Genomic DNA, 15,699 nt, shown 5'->3' on the forward strand with positions numbered 1-15,699 from the left:
GCCATGGCCAAGACGGAGGAGAAGTCCACCCCCACCGGAACCTCGGGCCTGGACCGGCTCAAGGAGCAGGTGGCGGCCTACGCCACGGCGCAGGGACAGCGGATGGCGGACAAGGCCGGCGGCAAGATCAGTGATCTCGCACAGGGCCTGGGAGACGTCGGCGACGGCAACAGCACGTTGCTCAACGTCGGCAAGCGCGTCCTGGGCGAGGGGGACTCGCCGGTCAAGGCGTTCCTCGGCGAGAAGACGGGCGAGGTGAAGGACAAGGTGGTCGACACCGTCAAGGGCGCCTTCGGTAGCGGTGGCAAGGCGGGGAGCGTGAAGGTCACGAACATCGTCGAGGTCATCGACGTCGGCAAGCCGCTGCGCACCGTCTACGACCGCTGGACCCAGCTCGAGGAGTTCAGCTCCTTCACCAAGGGTGTCCAGAGCGTCTCCCAGTCGGACGAGACGGAGAGCGACTGGAAGGCGAAGATCGCGTTCTCCAGCCGCAGTTGGAAAGCCACCGTGCAGGAGCAGATCCCGGACAAGCGCATCGTCTGGAACTCCGAAGGGGCCAAGGGCACCACGCGCGGTGCCGTCAGTTTCCACGAACTGGCCCCGGAACTCACGCGCGTCGTCGCCGTCATCGAGTACTACCCGTCCGGCTTCTTCGAGAAGACCGGCAACATCTGGCGAGCACAGGGGCGTCGCCTGCGCCTCGACCTCAAGCACTTCCTGCGGTACGCCACCCTCTCCGATGACGAGGACCTCGAAGGGTGGCGCGGTGAGATCCGCGACGGCGAAGTGGTCCGCTCCCACGAGGAGGGCCTCGAGGCGGACAGTCAGAACGAGGAGGAGCGGGACGGCGAGGATCAGGACGACGAGTCCGAAGAGGACGACACGGACAACGACGACGCCCGCTACGAGGACGAGGACGAGGACGACGAAGGCGAGGAGGACGAGGAGGACGACGAAGACGAGGAGGAGGACGAAGACGAGGAGGGCTACGAAGACGAGGAGGGCTACGAAGACGAGAAGTAAGCCCACCCGAGCAAGCCCTCAGTCGCGGCTGTCCCCGGGGCCGGGGGCTTGCTTGTCGGCGCGGGCCTACTGATCCATCTGCCGTGTGCGCCCCCGCGCCGGGCGAATCGGGGTTCAGGACGGCCAGGCGTCGGTCATCCGGAAGGAGACCACCGTTCCGCCGAAGCGGCTGACCCCGGTGTGCCACGAGTCGGAGACGGAGTCGACCAGGAGCAGCCCGCGCCCGTGTGCGTCGCCGGCGTCCGGGTGTCTCAGCCGGACGTTCTCCGGGAGCCCCGGGTTGTGCACCTCGACCCGGAGGGCGGACCCCTCACGGAACCACTCCACCCGGACGACCCACGGCCCCTCCGACCTGCCATGGACGACGGCGTTGGTCACCAGCTCCGAGAGCAGCAGGAGACAGTCGTCCACGGAGCAGGCGGGCTCGTAGGCACTGATGAACTTCCGTAACCAGCGTCGGGCGCGAGGCACGGACTCGGCGACGGGGGGCAGGGTCATCGCGCCGAGGCGTGGTGACTCCTCGCAGGGGTTGCGGTCGACGACGTAGGTCATCGGTAGTCACTCCCCGCCGCTGATGTCGTGGTGGAGGCAACGTCCCACCGGCCCATGCCGCTTGTGTCTGTCCGTGCTGGCGCCCACTGCCTCCGTCACCGCCCTCGTGCGCGTCACAGAAGCCGAAGAATCGATCCCGAACGATGCCATGGGCACTCCTCACTAGAGTTCAGCAACCTCTCTAGACATCTACTGTAGAGGTAGGTCTCTAGAGATGTGGGGGAACCGTGTGAAGCGACCCGTCGGGTCGGCCCCACCCCCCGGTGGCTACACGCAGCGAGCGAACCTCCAACCCGTGGCCTAAGGTGTCTAGAGAAGAGAGGGAGGACTGCGGGATGGCGAGCACCGAGCACGACCGTCGGCCCAAATACCAGCGGATCGCGGACGCGTTGCGTGAGGCGATCCAGTCGGGTCAGTACGGTCCCGGTGATCGACTTCCGGGAGAGAACGACCTCATGGCCACCTACGGCGTAGCTCGCATGACGGCACGCCAGGCCCTGGGTGTCCTCCGTGACGAAGGCGTCGCCGAAGCCCGCAAGGGTGCCGGCGTGTTCGTCCGGGAGTTCCGGCCGCTTCGGCGTCGGGGCATCCAGCGCCTGGCGTCGGAGCGGTGGGGGAACGGCCGCTCCATCTGGTCGGCGGACATCGAGAATCGCGCGTTGGAGGTCGACCGGGTCTCCGTCTCCGAAGAGGCCGCCCCCGACCGCGTGAGCCGCGTACTGGACCTGGACGGCGGGGAGGCGGTGTGCGTACGGCGCCGACGCTTCGTCCTGGACCGCAAGGCCGTCCTCCTCGCCACGAGTTACCTGCCCGCGTCCCTGGTTGCCGGTTCGGCGATCGCGCGGGAGGACACCGGGCCGGGCGGTACGTACGCCAGGCTCGCCGAACTCGGCCACAAGCCGGTGCACTTCCGCGAAGAAATCCGCTCCCGGATGCCGACGCAGGACGAGGCAACCGAGTTGGGCATGTCCGGGGGCACCCCGGTCATCCTCGTCTGCCGCACGGCGTTCACGGACGGAGGCCGCCCCGTCGAGATCAACGAGATGACGCTGGACGCGGCCTCGTACATCCTGGAGTACGACTTCGACGCCTGAGCGGAGCGTCTCCCTGGCTGCCGCATGCCCCTAAGGGGCGTCGTTCTCCACCCTTCCGACACAGTTGGATGCACGCACCGACTGTCGGCCCGGCAAGAAGTGGTGCGCGGTCGGCGCTGGCAGGTCACTGCTTGGCCATCGACGAAGCCCAGCCGTCGGTTAGGTCCGGAACGGGTCTCCGGTCCGCCCCCAGACAGGCCAGGGATGCAACCATTCCCTTCAGAGCTGGAACCCCCGGAAGCCGACCGCGCGCTTGAGACCGTAGCGGCCGACACTGACAACGGGACCGGACAGGGCCAGCGTTTGCCGCCGACAGGGCGTCCGGTGTCGCTGGTCCAGACGTAAGTTCTCGACCCCGCGAGGGAGACCCACCGGAACGGCGACGTGCTTCGCCGATGCGCCGAAGGTCGTCGGGTCCTTCCCGGGCGAGGTCGATTCCGTCTAGTCCGAAGCTGGCGCCCCGGGCTCGGCGAGGGTCGTGCGCAGGAGGTGGGCCATCGTGCGGCCGGCCACCCGTAGGGGTTCCGGGTCGCGGGTGGCCCTGCTGAGCATGAACGCGCCCTCCAGCATCATGACCAGGGAGTACGCGAGCGACCGGGCCGCCTCCGGGTCGGGGACCCAGCGGGTGAACCACCCGGCCGCGGCCTCCACCCACTCCTCGAAGACCTCCGCCGTCGCCGTCCGCAGGACCTCGTTGCTGCTCGCCACCTCCAGGGCCACCGTCCCGATCGGGCAGGCGTCGGCGTAGTCGGCGGCGGCCAGGTCGGTCGCGGCCGCGTCGAAGGCGTGGACGAGGGACTCGGCGGGGTCCGGGACGGAGTCGAGCAGGGCCAGGACCATGCGGCCGTACGCGGGGCCCGTGGTGCGGATCATGTCCTCGGCCAGTTGCTGCTTGCCGCCGGGGAAGAAGTGGTAGATCGAGCCGAACGGCGCCTGAGCCTCCGCGGCGACCCGCTTGAGGCCGGTCGCGGAGTAGCCGTGGCGGCGGAACAGGGTCCCGGCCGCATCCCGGATTCTGGCCCGCGTGTCCGGTCGTCCCGTTCCCGTATCCGTACCCGTCTCCGGTCCCATTGCCGTCCGCCTTTCCGGCCGTCACACTGGCAGTAGAACACTCTATCAAGTAGGGGAACCGCGATGCCGAGTGTCGAGCTGTCGTCCGGGCCGGTCGAGTACCAGGACACCGGGGGTGAGGGGCCGGTACTGGTCTTCGGCCACGGGATGCCGATGAGCGGGACCCAGTGGCGCAAGGTGGTGCCGCTGCTGGACGGGTACCGGTGCGTACTGCCCACGTTGCCGCTCGGCGGTCACCGCCGGCCGATGAAGCCGGACGCCGACCTGTCGCAGCGGGGTGTGGCCCGGCTGTTGGGGGAGTTCGTCGAGCGGCTCGGGCTGGACGGGGTGACGCTCGTCCTCAACGACTGGGGCGGGGGCCAGTTCCTGGTCACGGAGGGACGGGACGCGCGGATCGCCCGCATGGTGCTGGTGGCCTGCGAGGCCTTCGACAACTTCCCGCCCGGCCCCGCGAGGGCCATGTCCCAGGTGTGCCGGATTCCCGGTGGCGTCCGGCTCCTGATCCGGCTGATGGGCGTCCCGGCCGTGCGCCACATGCGCTCCGGCTACGGCGGGATGAGCCTGCGCGGCATCCCCGACGAGGTCATGGACGACTGGCTCGCCCCCGCCGCCCGCAGCAGGGACATTCGCCGGGACCTGGCCAAGTTCGCCACCGGGGCGCCCGACCGCCGGACCCTGCTGGCCTGGAGCGAGGGGCTGCGGGCGTTCGACCGTCCGGTCCTGGTCGTCTGGGCGAAGGAGGACCGGCTGATGCCGCGGGAGCACGGCCCCCGGCTGGCCGCGCTGTACCCGCGGGGGCGGCTGGTCGAGATCGCCGACTCCTCCACCCTCGTCCCCGAGGACCAGCCCGAAAGGCTCGCCGAGGTGCTGACCGACTTCCTCGTCGAGACGGGGGCGGAGCCGGCCCGGCGCACCCCCTGAGGAGCGGTCCCCGGGGCCGCCGTCCGGCCCGCCCGCTCAGGACCGCACGCGGTACGTCACGTGCGTGACCTGGGTCGCCGCGCGGGACTCCACCTGGTCCAGGCGCAGGGGCGGTACGTCCTCGAAGAGGCGGGTGCCGGTGCGCAGGGTGAAGGGGGCGATGTGCAGGCGCAGTACGTCCGCCAGATCGGCGGCGAGGTACTGGTTGATCGTGGTGGCGCCGCCCAGGACCAGGACGTCGCCGTCGCCGGCCGCCGCGCGGGCCCGGGCCAGCGCCGGGGCGATGCCGTCGGTGACGAAGTGGAACGTCGTGCCGCCGGCCATCGGCTGCGGCTCGCGGGCGTGGTGGGTGAGGACGTACACCGGCGCGTGGAACGGGGGCTCCTCGCCCCACCAGCCGTTCCAGGGCCGGTCCCACGCGCCGCGCACCGGGCCGAACATGTTGCGGCCCATGACGAACGCGCCGGCGTCGGTCATGGCCGAGATCTCGGCCCGGTTCTCGTCGGGGGTGTCGAACATCCAGGCGTGCAGCCCGGCGCCCGTGCCGTCGCCGCCGTCGTCGCCGAAGGGGCGCTCCTCGGTCTGGCCGTGGCCCGCCGAGAAGCCGTCGGCCGAGATCGTGATGTCGCAGATCACTCTGCCCGTGCGTACGGTCATGGCGCTCTCCTGCTCCCGGGTGGCCGCGTCCATCCTCCCGTGCCGGGGCGCCCCGCCGCAGGGCGTCGCCTCAGCCCGCCGCCGTCAGCCGGCTGCGGCGTCCCCGCAGGGCCCGCCAGGCCGTGCCCAGCGCCAGCGACTGGGCCAGGGCCGAGACCGCGATGCCGCCGACGAAGAACCAGGTCGGCGCCTCGCCGCCCCAGGTCGCCTCGCCGAGCCACGCCACGAAGCCGAAGGCCGGGAAGGTGAGCAGGGCCGGCCACACCCAGGCGAGGGAGGCGTCGGGGCCGGACGCGGACAGGGGCTCCAGCGCGGCCACGGCCGTCGCGCCGCCGACCAGCGCGAGGTACGCGGCCGAGGCGGGGTTGGCAACGGTGCGGCGGGTGAGGGCACGTATCGGGCTGGGCTTCTTCGGTTCCGGGCTGGGCGTCATCGGTTCTCGTCTCCCCATGGGTCGTCTTCCGGTGTCCAGGGTGGGACGGAGACGGGCCCCCGGGCCTGAGTAGCCGTACTCAGGTCGGGGGACGCGGCACCCAGGGGAGCCGGGACCGGACGAGGTTCACACCGTCAGCGGGACCTCGTGGATCTCGTCCGCCCGGTGGCCCGCGCGCTCGTGGACGCGCTGGACCGCCTCGGCCGACGGTCCCTCGGAGAGGCAGTAGACGGTGCCGGAGCCCGGGTCCGCCCAGGCGCGTTCGAAGTGGACGTCCTCGTCCTTCTCCGCGGCGAGGTCCGCCTGGTGGGCCTCGTGGAGCTGGTCCGAGGTGATGCCGTGCATCCCGTGGTGCACGTCCATGAAGTGAGCCATGGTCTCGCACCCCCTTCAGGGTCTCCCCTCCAGGGTGCGCCCCCTCGGCGGCCGGGGCGAACCCGGTCGCCGAGGGGGCGCGTGTGTGCCTGCCGCTGCCGTCGGCGCGTCAGCCGCACTGGCAGGGGTTGCCCGACTGACAGCCGCAGCCGCAGCCCGAGCCGCAACCGCAGGCGGCGACCAGGGGCAGGCTGCGGAGCTCGGGCGGCCGCTCGGTGCGGCGTTCCTCGGTGGGAGTGGGGTCGGTGCTGGGGGAATCGGCCATCGGGTTCCTCCTAGAGGCTGGTGCCTGGCCCCATTGCACGCCCCGAGCGGCCGTCGCATCAACGGCGCACTGGGGCGATGGCGCGCGCCCCCGGCCCGCCGCGCCCGCGCGGCGGAGTCAGGCCCCCTCGACCTGGGTGGGCGGCTGGATGTCCGCCTGGAGGTCGTCCGCGTGCTCGCCGGTGACCAGGTAGACGACCCGCTTGGCGACCGCGACGGCGTGGTCGGCGTAGCGCTCGTAGTAGCGGCCGAGGAGGGTGACGTCCACGGCCGTCTCGATGCCGTGCTTCCACCGGTCGTCCATCAGGTGCTGGAAGAGGGTGCGGTGCAGGAGGTCCATCGCGTCGTCGTCCTGCTCCAGCTGGAGGGCCAGGTCGACGTCCTTGGTGATGATCACCTCGGCCGCCTTCGCCATCAGGCGCTGCGCGAGCTGGCCCATCTCCAGGATGGTGGCGTGCAGGTCGCTCGGGACCGCGCGCTCCGGGTAGCGCAGCCGGGCCAGCTTGGCCACGTGCTGGGCCAGGTCGCCCGAGCGCTCCAGGTCGGCCGACATCCGCAGCGACGTGACGACGATGCGCAGGTCCGTGGCGACCGGCTGCTGCCGGGCCAGCAGGGCTATCGCGCGGGCCTCCAGCTCGTGGTGGAGCTCGTCGACCTTCTGGTCGCCCTCGATCACGTTCTCGGCCAGCTTCAGGTCCGAGTCCAGGATGGCGGTCGTGGCGCGCCCGATCGCCGACCCGACGAGCCGGGCCATCTCCACCAGGCTGTCGCCGATCGAGTCCAGTTCCTCGTGGTACGCGTCCCGCATCAGGATTTCCCTCTCGTACGTCCATTTCGGGGGCTCGCACCGGCTCGGCACCGGCTCGCACCCTTGCCGTGCCCCCACGCTTACACGGTCCGGCCCCTACGCGTCCGTTTCCGGCATCACAAATGAACCATCCCTGGCTCCAAGGTGAACTCTGGGCGACGAGTGTTCGAGGTCGCAGTCCGATGGCTGGGGCGGGGCCGTTCGGCATGCCTAACCTGGAAGCATGGACGTGAACGCGGCGGTCGCCGCAGCGGCAGCGATCGCCGGAGTACTCACCGGTGTCATCGCCATGCTGGCGTTCCGCTGGAGCGAGCGCGACCAGAAACGCCCCACCCGTACCTCCCTGCACACCGATCCGGTGCTCCCGCCCGGTGTGGACACCGTCCTGTCGGTGCTCCGCTCCTCCGCGGTCGTCCTCGACGAGGCCGACGCGGTGGTCAAGGCCAGCTCGGCGGCGTACGCCCTCGGCCTGGTCCGGGGCGGCAAGCTCGCCGTCGAGCCGATGCTGCAGATGGCCCGGGACACCCGGCGGGACGGTGAGATACGGCAGGTCGAGCTGGACCTGCCGAGGCGGGGCAACGGACGCGGTGAGGCACTGGCCGTCTCCGCGCGGGTCGCTCCGCTCGGCTCCCGGCTGGTGCTGCTGCTCGTCGAGGACCTCACCGAGGCCCGTCGCATCGAGGCCGTACGCCGCGACTTCGTGGCCAACGTGAGCCACGAGCTGAAGACGCCGGTCGGCGCCCTCTCCCTGCTCTCCGAGGCCGTCATGGACGCCTCCGAGGATCCGGAGGCGGTGGAGCGGTTCGCCGGACGCATGCAGATCGAGGCGACCCGGCTCACCAACCTCGTGCAGGAGCTGATCGACCTGTCCCGGGTCCAGAACGACGACCCGCTCGACGACGCCGAGCCCGTCCGGGTGGACGAGCTGGTCGCCGAGGCCATCGACCGCTGCCGGCACGCGGCCGGCACCAAGCAGATCACCATGGCCGCCGGAGGAACGGCGGATCTGCACGTACGAGGCAACCGCGGCCAGCTCGCCGCCGCCCTCGGCAACCTGGTCGAGAACGCCGTCAACTACTCGCCCGCCCGCACCCGCGTCGGCATAGCCGCCCGCCGGGTCGGAGCCCCCGGGGGCGACCTGATCGAGATCGCCGTGACCGACCAGGGCATCGGCATCTCGGAGAAGGACAAGGAGCGCGTCTTCGAGCGCTTCTACCGCGTGGACCCCGCCCGCTCCCGGGCCACCGGAGGCACCGGTCTGGGTCTGGCGATCGTCAAGCACGTGGTCGCCTCGCACGGCGGGGAGGTCACGGTGTGGAGTGCCGAAGGCCAGGGCTCCACGTTCACCCTGCGACTGCCGGAGTCGGGCGCGTCCCGCGACCGCGCACCGCAGGGGTCGGACCGCGCCGGACTCAGTGCCGAGACCGAGCGGTCCCCCTCTTCCCCCCATACTTCCCCGTACGCAACGCTTCCCGCCCCGGAGGTCCTTCCGTGACCCGTGTGCTCGTCGTCGAGGACGAGGAGTCCTTCTCCGACGCCCTGTCGTACATGCTCCGCAAGGAGGGCTTCGAGGTCGCCGTCGCGACCACCGGCCCCGACGGACTCGACGAGTTCGAGCGCAACGGCGCCGACCTCGTGCTCCTCGACCTGATGCTGCCCGGCCTGCCGGGCACCGAGGTGTGCCGTCAGCTGCGCGGCCGCTCGAACGTCCCCGTGATCATGGTGACCGCCAAGGACAGCGAGATCGACAAGGTGGTCGGGCTGGAGATAGGGGCCGACGACTACGTCACCAAGCCCTTCTCCTCCCGCGAGCTGGTCGCCCGCATCCGCGCCGTACTGCGCCGCCGCGGCGAGCCGGAGGAGGTCACCCCGGCCGCGCTGGAGGCCGGTCCCGTCCGCATGGACGTCGACCGGCACGTGGTGACGGTCGGCGGCACCAAGGTCGACCTGCCGCTGAAGGAGTTCGACCTGCTGGAGATGCTGCTGCGCAACGCCGGCCGCGTGCTGACCCGCATGCAGCTGATCGACCGGGTGTGGGGCGCCGACTACGTCGGTGACACCAAGACCCTCGACGTCCACGTCAAGCGGTTGCGCGCCAAGATCGAGCCCGACCCGGGCGCGCCGCGCTACCTGGTGACGGTGCGGGGCCTCGGGTACAAGTTCGAGCCGTAGAGCGCCCGGCGCGTCCGGCGTCCGCGTCCGGGAAGCGCCCAGCGGCCGTACGAAGAAGGGCGGGACCTCCGAGGAGGTCCCGCCCTTCCGTCGTTCCGCGCGGCTCAGTGACCCGCGTCGGCCTCGTGCGAGGAGCCGTCCGTCGCCGTGCCGGTGCCGGACCCGTCCTCGGTCCCGGCCGCGGCGGACTCGCCGGCCGCGGGGGACTCGCCGGTGCCCGCGGTGGACCCGCCGTCGGCCGGCACGCCCGAGGTCTGGCCGTCGGACGGCTCGCCGGAGGTCTCCTGCGACGGCTGCCCCGACGCGCCGGGGGCCGCCGGGACGTCGCTCGGGCCCCAGCCGGAGAAGTAGCTCTCGGCGGGTACGACGAACGCCTTCAGGCTGACCTCACCGGTCTTGCTGAAGGTGAAGGTGATCTCCTGCGCGTTGCCGTCCCTGATGGCCTCGCGGCTGCTGGGCAGGACGGCCGAGGCGTTGTTCTCGCCGCCGATGACCACGGAACCGCCCGCGGGGACGGTCAGGCCGTTGCCGCCCTTCTCGCCCTCGGCGGGCTTCAGCTCGGCGGACTTGTCGGTGCCCACCACGGAGATGGACTCGAGCGTCTGGTCCGTCCTGCCGTTGTTGAACAGGGTGGCGGAGACCACGGCCGGGCCGGTCGACTCCAGGTCGGGCTGCGTGATGACGATCGCGTTCTGGATCTGGATGTCACCGACCGTCGTCGCAGCGTTGTCCGGCTTGATCTCCAGCGTCTGGGCGTTGTGACCGGCACCGCACGCGGCGAGCGAGGCGATCGAGAACGCGATGGCGGCGGCGGCGAGGGCGCCGCGTCGAAGGCTGCTGCTCACGGCGGCGGCAACTCCTAGGACTCGAGCGAGACGGCGGCACGGATAAAGCCGCCCTAAGTGGCTGTCAGCGGCCTTAGGCTACCGAGCCGTTCCCGGGCGGCCGCACCCGACCCTCCCCGAAGGCGCCCGGCTTCGCCCGGCAGGCGGTAGGAGAGCGCTGAGACGGCGGGGAGACAGCGGGGAGACGGTGGTGGTTCCGGGCGGCCCGGGGACCGCGGGCGGGGTGCGCGGAGGGCGTCCCGCGGGAGTGCTCGCCGCGGTCGCTTTGCGGTCGGCACTCGTCCGTCATTCACATAAGAAGCCCTCGTGATACGGGTCGGCCGGCGGGTGCGCGAGATTTCCCGGAGGAATGCGCGGGCGGCCGGGAAATTGATCATCGGCGGGCCTGCCGGGGCACCGCGTGATCAATTCCGGATTCGTCCGGAAGCCCGCCTCGGCCACCGAACGGAGTAGCGGAAGTCGCACGCATGGAACCGGACATAGGGCGTGTTTCGGGCAGGTGGAGGGCCCTCCGGGTGTGTGTGACGTGCGTGTTTCGCCCTGCCTGAAGAGCCGCTCCGACCTGCGAATACTTTCTTCCGCTCGCTCGCCGCAGCACGTTCCTGTTGCTGTTGTCAAGCCCCGAGATATGCCCTGACCTGCGAAAACGCCATTCAGAAGACGCCGTATCCGTGTTACCCTGGATAGCCACGGAAGGGGTACCTGTCACATGACGTTCAAGGTTGGCGACACCGTGGTCTATCCCCATCACGGGGCCGCGCTGATCGAGGCTATCGAAACTCGCCAGATCAAAGGCGTGGACAAGACCTACTTGGTGCTGAAGGTCGCCCAGGGTGACCTGACGGTACGTGTGCCAGCGGACAATGCGGAGTTCGTCGGCGTGCGTGATGTGGTCGGTCAGGACGGGCTGGACCGGGTCTTCGAGGTGCTGCGCGCGCCGTATGCCGAGGAGCCCACGAACTGGTCGCGTCGTTACAAGGCAAACCTGGAGAAGCTCGCCTCCGGCGACGTCATCAAGGTCGCGGAAGTCGTACGCGACCTGTGGCGCCGGGAGCGCGAGCGCGGACTCTCCGCCGGTGAGAAGCGCATGCTCGCCAAGGCCCGCCAGATCCTGGTGAGCGAGCTGGCTCTCGCGGAGAACACCAACGAGGACAAGGCGGAGGCCCTGCTCGACGAGGTGCTCGCTTCCTGAGCCGCCTCCCGAGGTGAGTCGCCTCCCGAGGCGGAACGCAGCCCGCTGCCCGCTCGGATCAGCGCACTGAAATGCCGCGGTGCCCGATGACATCTTTGCTGTCGCCGGGCGCTGCGGCATGTTCGTACCCGGACAGCCGTCCTGGTACGCCCTCGTGTTCGTAGGCTCTTCCCGGGGGCTTGCCCCCGGGTACTGGCGTGCCGGGCTCGGGCTGCTGGCTCGACCGGGGTCACGGAAGGGTCCGGTCGGGGCTTCGCGCCCGGCACGGTGAGGCCATACCCAACTAGGTCGAGCACACAAACCTGACAGGAACCGATGTCTGACGAATCGCGTCCCTCGCCCGCGCAGACGCCCCCCGACGCCCGTACGCACACCCGCACCGCGGCCGTGATCCCGGCCGCCGGCCGGGGCGTACGGCTCGGTCCCGGCGCGCCGAAGGCCCTCCGCGCGCTGGGCGGCACACCCATGCTCATCCACGCCGTCCGGGCGATGGCCGCGTCCCGGGCCGTCTCCCTGGTCGTCGTCGTGGCGCCGCCCGACGGCGCGGCCGAGGTCAGGAGCCTGCTCGACGCGCACGCACTGCCGGAGCGGACGGACTTCCTCGTCGTGCCCGGCGGCGCGTCGCGGCAGGAGTCCGTACGGCTCGGCCTGGACGCGCTGCCGCCCGCGTACGACATCGTCCTCGTGCACGACGCGGCCCGGCCGCTGGTGCCCGTGGACACGGTGGATGCCGTGATCGAGGCGGTGCGCGAGGGCGCGCCCGCCGTGGTGCCGGCGGTGCCGCTGGCCGACACGGTCAAGCAGGTCGAGCCCGCCGCCGCGCCGGGGGAGCCCGAGCCGGTGGTCGCGACGCCGGAACGGGCGCGGCTGCGGGCGGTGCAGACGCCGCAGGGCTTCGACCGGGCGACGCTGGTGCGGGCCCACGAGACGGTGACCGGCGAGGTAACCGACGACGCGAGCATGGTCGAGCGGCTCGGGCCGACGGTGGTGGTCGTACCGGGGCACGAGGAGGCGTTCAAGGTGACGCGGCCCCTCGATCTGGTGCTCGCGGAGGCGGTACTGGCGCGACGGAGGCTGAACGATGGGTTCTGAGACGGACGGGTCCATGCCGGTGTCGATGCCGCTGCCGCAGGTCGGGATCGGTACGGACATCCACGCCTTCGAGGACGGGCGCGAGCTGTGGTGCGCCGGGCTGAAGTGGGAGGGCGAGGGCCCCGGGCTGGCCGGGCACTCCGACGCGGACGTCGTCGCGCACGCGGCGTGCAACGCGCTGTTCTCCGCGGCCGGGGTCGGGGACCTCGGGCAGCACTTCGGCACCGGGCGGCCCGAGTGGTCCGGGGCGTCGGGGGTGACGCTGCTGACCGAGGCGGCGCGGATCGTGCGGGCGGCCGGGTTCCGGATCGGGAACGTCGCGGTGCAGGTGGTCGGGGCGCGGCCGAAGGTCGGCAAGCGGCGCGAGGAGGCGCAGGCGGTGCTGTCCGCGGCGGTGGGGGCGCCGGTGTCGGTGTCCGGGGCGACGACGGACGGGCTCGGGTTCCCCGGGCGGGGGGAAGGGCTGATGGCGGTGGCGACGGCGCTGGTGGTTCGGGTGGGGTGACGGTTCCCGGCGGGGCTTCGGCGGGTACGGCGGGTGCGGGGCCGCCGGCCCTGGTGCGCGCCGGGCGCTGCGGTTCCGCGCGGGGCCCCGCCAGGGGCTCCGCCCCTGAACCCCCGGCCTCCGTCCCTCGCGCGGGGGTGGAAGCGGGGTGGGGGGAAGGGGCGCGCGGGGCCGTGTGCCCTTGGCACTGCCCGGGGCCTACTACCCTGGAGTCGTGACTATTCGCCTGTACGACACCAGCGCCCGGCAGATCCGTGACTTCGCCCCCCTCACGCCGGGCTGCGTCTCGATCTACCTGTGCGGTGCCACCGTGCAGGCCGCCCCGCACATCGGGCACATCCGGTCGGGGCTGAACTTCGACATCATGCGCCGCTGGTTCGCCTACCGCGGCTACGACGTCACGTTCGTCCGCAACGTCACCGACATCGACGACAAGATCATCAAGAAGGCGGCGGAGCAGAACCGCCCCTGGTGGTCCATCGGTTACGAGAACGAGCGGGCCTTCAACGACGCCTACGACGCCCTCGGTTGCCTGCCGCCGACGTACGAGCCCCGCGCCACCGGGCACATCACCGAGATGGTCGAGATGATGCGCGGGCTCATCGAGCGCGGACACGCCTACGAGGCCGACGGCAGCGTCTACTTCGACGTACGCTCCCTGCCCGGGTACCTGTCGCTGTCCAACCAGGACCTCGACGAGCTGCGCCAGCCCTCCGGCGAGGGCGAGAGCGGCAAGCGGGACCCGCGGGACTTCGCCATGTGGAAGGCGGCCAAGCCCGGCGAGCCGAGCTGGGAGACGCCGTGGGGGCGCGGCCGGCCCGGCTGGCACCTTGAGTGCTCCGCCATGGCGCACAAGTACCTGGGCAGCGAGTTCGACATCCACGGGGGCGGGATCGACCTGATCTTCCCCCACCACGAGAACGAGATCGCCCAGGCCGAGGGCTTCGGCGACGCCTTCGCGCGGTACTGGGTGCACAACGCCTGGGTCACCATGAGCGGCGAGAAGATGTCGAAGTCGCTCGGCAACAGCGTGCTCGTCAGCGAGATGGTCAAGCAGTGGCGGCCGGTCGTGCTGCGGTACTACCTCGGCACCCCGCACTACCGCTCCACCATCGAGTACAGCGAGGAGTCGCTGCGCGAGGCCGAGTCGGCGTACGCGCGGATCGAGGGCTTCGCGCAGCGCGTCACCGAGCTGGCCGGCCGGGCCGTCGAGCCCGCCGCCGAGGTGCCGCCCGCCTTCGCCGAGGCGATGGACGACGACCTGGGAGTCCCGCAGGCCCTCGCCGTCGTGCACACCACCGTCCGGCAGGGCAACAGCGCGCTGGCCGCCGACGACAAGGAGGCCGCCGTCGGCCGGCTCGCCGAGGTGCGGGCCATGCTCGGCGTGCTCGGGCTCGACCCGCTGGCCCCGCAGTGGGCGGGCGAGCAGGAGCAGGGCGAGGACCTGAAGCACGTCGTCGACAGCCTCGTACGCCTCGTCCTCGACCAGCGCGAGGCCGCGCGGGCGCGCAAGGACTGGGCCACCGCGGACGCCATCCGCGACCAGCTCGGGCACTCCGGTCTCGTCATCGAGGACAGCCCGCAGGGACCCCGCTGGAGCCTCGGCTCCCGCTGACCCGACCGGCTCCCCGCGGTCCGGTCCCGTAGATCGATTGTGCCGCCCGGCCTTCCGGGCGGCACACTGCATGTGAAGCAAGCAGCACGCACACTCCCGTAGAGAGCGGAGACAGGTAACTCATGGCCGCGAACAACCGCCGCATGTCCGGCAAGAAGGGCGCGCAGGTCGGCAGCGGCGGCAAGCGACGCCGGGGCCTGGAAGGCAAGGGGCCGACGCCTCCCGCCGAGATGCGCAAGGGGCACGTCAAGCAGCGCGCCGCCAACGCCAAGGCGCGCCGCGCCACCGGACGCACGCCGCAGCGGCGCGGGGGCGGCCGGTCCACGTCCGAGCTCGTGGTCGGCCGCAACCCCGTCTTCGAGGCGCTGCGCGACGGCGTGCCCGCCTCGACGCTCTACGTCCAGCAGTTCATCGACAACGACGAGCGGGTGCGCGAGGCGCTCCAGCTCGCGGCCGAGCGCGGCAACATCAACCTCATGGAGGCGCCGCGCCCCGAGCTGGACCGGATGACCAACGGGCTCAACCACCAGGGCCTCGTCCTCCAGGTCCCGCCCTACGAGTACGCGCACCCCGAGGACCTGGTCGCCGCCGCCCACGACGAGGGCGCGGACCCGCTGATCGTCGCCCTCGACGGCGTGACCGACCCGCGCAACCTCGGTGCCGTCGTCCGCTCCGTGTCCGCCTTCGGCGGCCACGGCGTCGTCGTGCCCGAGCGGCGCGCGGCCGGCATGACGGCGGGCGCCTGGAAGACGTCCGCCGGTACGGCCGCCCGTACGCCGGTGGCGCGTGCCACCAACCTCACGCGGGCGCTGGAGTCGTACCAGAAGGCCGGCATCACCGTCGTGGGCCTCGCCGCCGACGGCGAGGTCGAGATCGGTGACCTGGAGGCCCTGGGCGGCCCCGTGGTCGTCGTGGTCGGAAGCGAGGGCAAGGGCCTGTCCCGGCTCGTCGGGGAGACCTGCGACTACCGGGTGCGGATCCCGATGCCGGGTGGCGCCGAGTCCCTCAACGCCGGTGTGGCGGCGGGGATCGTGCTCTACGAGGCGGCGCGCCGACGCGCGTGAACGAGGGTTCGACACC

Annotated in this window: 18 protein-coding genes; 10 read left to right on the top strand and 8 right to left on the bottom strand. The window is 71.6% G+C overall.

The genetic code is table 11. From position 1 onward, the window contains the following. Positions 1-3: 3 nt before the first annotated feature. Positions 4-1,023, top strand: a complete 1,020-nt coding sequence (locus ACZ6EG_RS27040; protein WP_469608304.1) for an SRPBCC family protein — start codon at positions 4-6, stop codon at positions 1,021-1,023. A gap of 114 nt (positions 1,024-1,137) precedes the next feature. Here the strand turns inward: ACZ6EG_RS27040 and ACZ6EG_RS27045 are convergent, their stop codons facing one another. Further along, complete coding sequence (locus ACZ6EG_RS27045; RefSeq protein WP_469608307.1) at positions 1,138-1,575, bottom strand: ATP-binding protein; 438 nt, start codon at positions 1,573-1,575, stop codon at positions 1,138-1,140. 335 nt (positions 1,576-1,910) lie between these two features. Here ACZ6EG_RS27045 and ACZ6EG_RS27050 point away from each other — a divergent pair, with 335 nt between their 5' ends. After that, positions 1,911-2,669 (top strand): GntR family transcriptional regulator, encoded by a 759-nt coding sequence (locus ACZ6EG_RS27050; RefSeq protein ID WP_391971304.1) that lies wholly within the window; start codon positions 1,911-1,913, stop codon positions 2,667-2,669. 441 nt (positions 2,670-3,110) lie between these two features. Here the strand turns inward: ACZ6EG_RS27050 and ACZ6EG_RS27055 are convergent, their stop codons facing one another. Next, entirely contained in the window at positions 3,111-3,740 is a 630-nt protein-coding gene (locus ACZ6EG_RS27055; protein WP_469608311.1) for a TetR/AcrR family transcriptional regulator, read from the bottom strand. 63 nt (positions 3,741-3,803) lie between these two features. Here ACZ6EG_RS27055 and ACZ6EG_RS27060 point away from each other — a divergent pair, with 63 nt between their 5' ends. Further along, complete coding sequence (locus ACZ6EG_RS27060; protein ID WP_391971302.1) at positions 3,804-4,661, top strand: alpha/beta fold hydrolase; 858 nt, start codon at positions 3,804-3,806, stop codon at positions 4,659-4,661. A gap of 36 nt (positions 4,662-4,697) precedes the next feature. Here the strand turns inward: ACZ6EG_RS27060 and ACZ6EG_RS27065 are convergent, their stop codons facing one another. The 5 genes from ACZ6EG_RS27065 to phoU all read right to left on the bottom strand — a co-directional run bounded on the left by ACZ6EG_RS27065 (position 4,698) and on the right by phoU (position 7,198). Beyond that, a complete protein-coding gene (locus ACZ6EG_RS27065) occupies positions 4,698-5,318 on the bottom strand; it encodes a dihydrofolate reductase family protein (RefSeq protein ID WP_469608314.1) in 621 nt (206 codons plus the stop codon). Between the two features lie 70 nt (positions 5,319-5,388). Beyond that, a complete protein-coding gene (locus tag ACZ6EG_RS27070; RefSeq protein WP_469608317.1) occupies positions 5,389-5,751 on the bottom strand; it encodes an SCO4225 family membrane protein in 363 nt (120 codons plus the stop codon). 126 nt (positions 5,752-5,877) lie between these two features. Then, positions 5,878-6,126 (bottom strand): SCO4226 family nickel-binding protein, encoded by a 249-nt coding sequence (locus ACZ6EG_RS27075; RefSeq protein ID WP_391971299.1) that lies wholly within the window; start codon positions 6,124-6,126, stop codon positions 5,878-5,880. Between the two features lie 109 nt (positions 6,127-6,235). Beyond that, positions 6,236-6,391, bottom strand: coding sequence for a hypothetical protein (locus ACZ6EG_RS27080; protein ID WP_469608320.1), 156 nt, complete (start codon positions 6,389-6,391; stop codon positions 6,236-6,238). Between the two features lie 117 nt (positions 6,392-6,508). Further along, positions 6,509-7,198 carry a phosphate signaling complex protein PhoU gene (phoU, locus tag ACZ6EG_RS27085; RefSeq protein WP_391971297.1) on the bottom strand — a complete coding sequence of 230 codons (690 nt, stop codon included), beginning with the start codon at positions 7,196-7,198 and terminating at the stop codon, positions 6,509-6,511. A gap of 223 nt (positions 7,199-7,421) precedes the next feature. Here phoU and phoR point away from each other — a divergent pair, with 223 nt between their 5' ends. Further along, a complete protein-coding gene (phoR, locus tag ACZ6EG_RS27090) occupies positions 7,422-8,693 on the top strand; it encodes a two-component system sensor histidine kinase PhoR (protein WP_391971296.1) in 1,272 nt (423 codons plus the stop codon). 5 nt (positions 8,694-8,698) lie between these two features. Then, the gene (phoP, locus tag ACZ6EG_RS27095; RefSeq protein ID WP_465270560.1) at positions 8,699-9,370 is read left to right on the top strand and encodes a two-component system response regulator PhoP; all 672 of its coding nucleotides are present in this window, start codon (positions 8,699-8,701) and stop codon (positions 9,368-9,370) included. Between the two features lie 104 nt (positions 9,371-9,474). Here phoP and ACZ6EG_RS27100 read toward each other — a convergent pair whose 3' ends face one another. Continuing rightward, complete coding sequence (locus ACZ6EG_RS27100) at positions 9,475-10,215, bottom strand: copper chaperone PCu(A)C domain-containing protein (protein WP_469608325.1); 741 nt, start codon at positions 10,213-10,215, stop codon at positions 9,475-9,477. A 709-nt stretch (positions 10,216-10,924) separates the two neighbouring features. Between ACZ6EG_RS27100 and ACZ6EG_RS27105 the strand changes: the two genes are divergently transcribed. The 5 genes from ACZ6EG_RS27105 (at position 10,925) to rlmB (ending at position 15,683) form a co-directional block, all read left to right on the top strand. Continuing rightward, a complete protein-coding gene (locus ACZ6EG_RS27105; RefSeq protein WP_003953493.1) occupies positions 10,925-11,407 on the top strand; it encodes a CarD family transcriptional regulator in 483 nt (160 codons plus the stop codon). A gap of 315 nt (positions 11,408-11,722) precedes the next feature. After that, positions 11,723-12,499 (top strand): 2-C-methyl-D-erythritol 4-phosphate cytidylyltransferase, encoded by a 777-nt coding sequence (ispD, locus tag ACZ6EG_RS27110; protein ID WP_391971294.1) that lies wholly within the window; start codon positions 11,723-11,725, stop codon positions 12,497-12,499. After that, a complete protein-coding gene (gene ispF, locus ACZ6EG_RS27115) occupies positions 12,489-13,004 on the top strand; it encodes a 2-C-methyl-D-erythritol 2,4-cyclodiphosphate synthase (RefSeq protein WP_469608328.1) in 516 nt (171 codons plus the stop codon). Before ispD ends, ispF begins: the two co-directional genes overlap by 11 nt. A 214-nt stretch (positions 13,005-13,218) precedes the next feature. After that, positions 13,219-14,619 carry a cysteine--tRNA ligase gene (cysS, locus tag ACZ6EG_RS27120; protein WP_469608331.1) on the top strand — a complete coding sequence of 467 codons (1,401 nt, stop codon included), beginning with the start codon at positions 13,219-13,221 and terminating at the stop codon, positions 14,617-14,619. A gap of 122 nt (positions 14,620-14,741) precedes the next feature. Beyond that, the gene (gene rlmB, locus ACZ6EG_RS27125; protein WP_391971291.1) at positions 14,742-15,683 is read left to right on the top strand and encodes a 23S rRNA (guanosine(2251)-2'-O)-methyltransferase RlmB; all 942 of its coding nucleotides are present in this window, start codon (positions 14,742-14,744) and stop codon (positions 15,681-15,683) included. The last annotated feature ends 16 nt before the right edge of the window (positions 15,684-15,699 follow it).

This window comes from Streptomyces sp. NPDC041968, from assembly GCF_055589025.1.

What these genes read in the sequence shown, in the direction of transcription:
- phoU (WP_391971297.1), bottom strand. Translation starts at nt 7,198, where the DNA reads ATGCGGGACGCGTACCACGAGGAACTGGACTCGATCGGCGACAGCCTG.
- ACZ6EG_RS27075 (WP_391971299.1), bottom strand. Translation starts at nt 6,126, where the DNA reads ATGGCTCACTTCATGGACGTGCACCACGGGATGCACGGCATCACCTCG.
- rlmB (WP_391971291.1), top strand. Translation starts at nt 14,742, where the DNA reads ATGGCCGCGAACAACCGCCGCATGTCCGGCAAGAAGGGCGCGCAGGTC.
- ACZ6EG_RS27065 (WP_469608314.1), bottom strand. Translation starts at nt 5,318, where the DNA reads ATGACCGTACGCACGGGCAGAGTGATCTGCGACATCACGATCTCGGCC.
- ACZ6EG_RS27055 (WP_469608311.1), bottom strand. Translation starts at nt 3,740, where the DNA reads ATGGGACCGGAGACGGGTACGGATACGGGAACGGGACGACCGGACACG.
- ACZ6EG_RS27105 (WP_003953493.1), top strand. Translation starts at nt 10,925, where the DNA reads ATGACGTTCAAGGTTGGCGACACCGTGGTCTATCCCCATCACGGGGCC.
- ACZ6EG_RS27070 (WP_469608317.1), bottom strand. Translation starts at nt 5,751, where the DNA reads ATGACGCCCAGCCCGGAACCGAAGAAGCCCAGCCCGATACGTGCCCTC.
- ispF (WP_469608328.1), top strand. Translation starts at nt 12,489, where the DNA reads ATGGGTTCTGAGACGGACGGGTCCATGCCGGTGTCGATGCCGCTGCCG.
- ACZ6EG_RS27045 (WP_469608307.1), bottom strand. Translation starts at nt 1,575, where the DNA reads ATGACCTACGTCGTCGACCGCAACCCCTGCGAGGAGTCACCACGCCTC.
- ACZ6EG_RS27050 (WP_391971304.1), top strand. Translation starts at nt 1,911, where the DNA reads ATGGCGAGCACCGAGCACGACCGTCGGCCCAAATACCAGCGGATCGCG.
- ACZ6EG_RS27040 (WP_469608304.1), top strand. Translation starts at nt 4, where the DNA reads ATGGCCAAGACGGAGGAGAAGTCCACCCCCACCGGAACCTCGGGCCTG.
- ACZ6EG_RS27060 (WP_391971302.1), top strand. Translation starts at nt 3,804, where the DNA reads ATGCCGAGTGTCGAGCTGTCGTCCGGGCCGGTCGAGTACCAGGACACC.
- ispD (WP_391971294.1), top strand. Translation starts at nt 11,723, where the DNA reads ATGTCTGACGAATCGCGTCCCTCGCCCGCGCAGACGCCCCCCGACGCC.
- ACZ6EG_RS27080 (WP_469608320.1), bottom strand. Translation starts at nt 6,391, where the DNA reads ATGGCCGATTCCCCCAGCACCGACCCCACTCCCACCGAGGAACGCCGC.
- phoR (WP_391971296.1), top strand. Translation starts at nt 7,422, where the DNA reads ATGGACGTGAACGCGGCGGTCGCCGCAGCGGCAGCGATCGCCGGAGTA.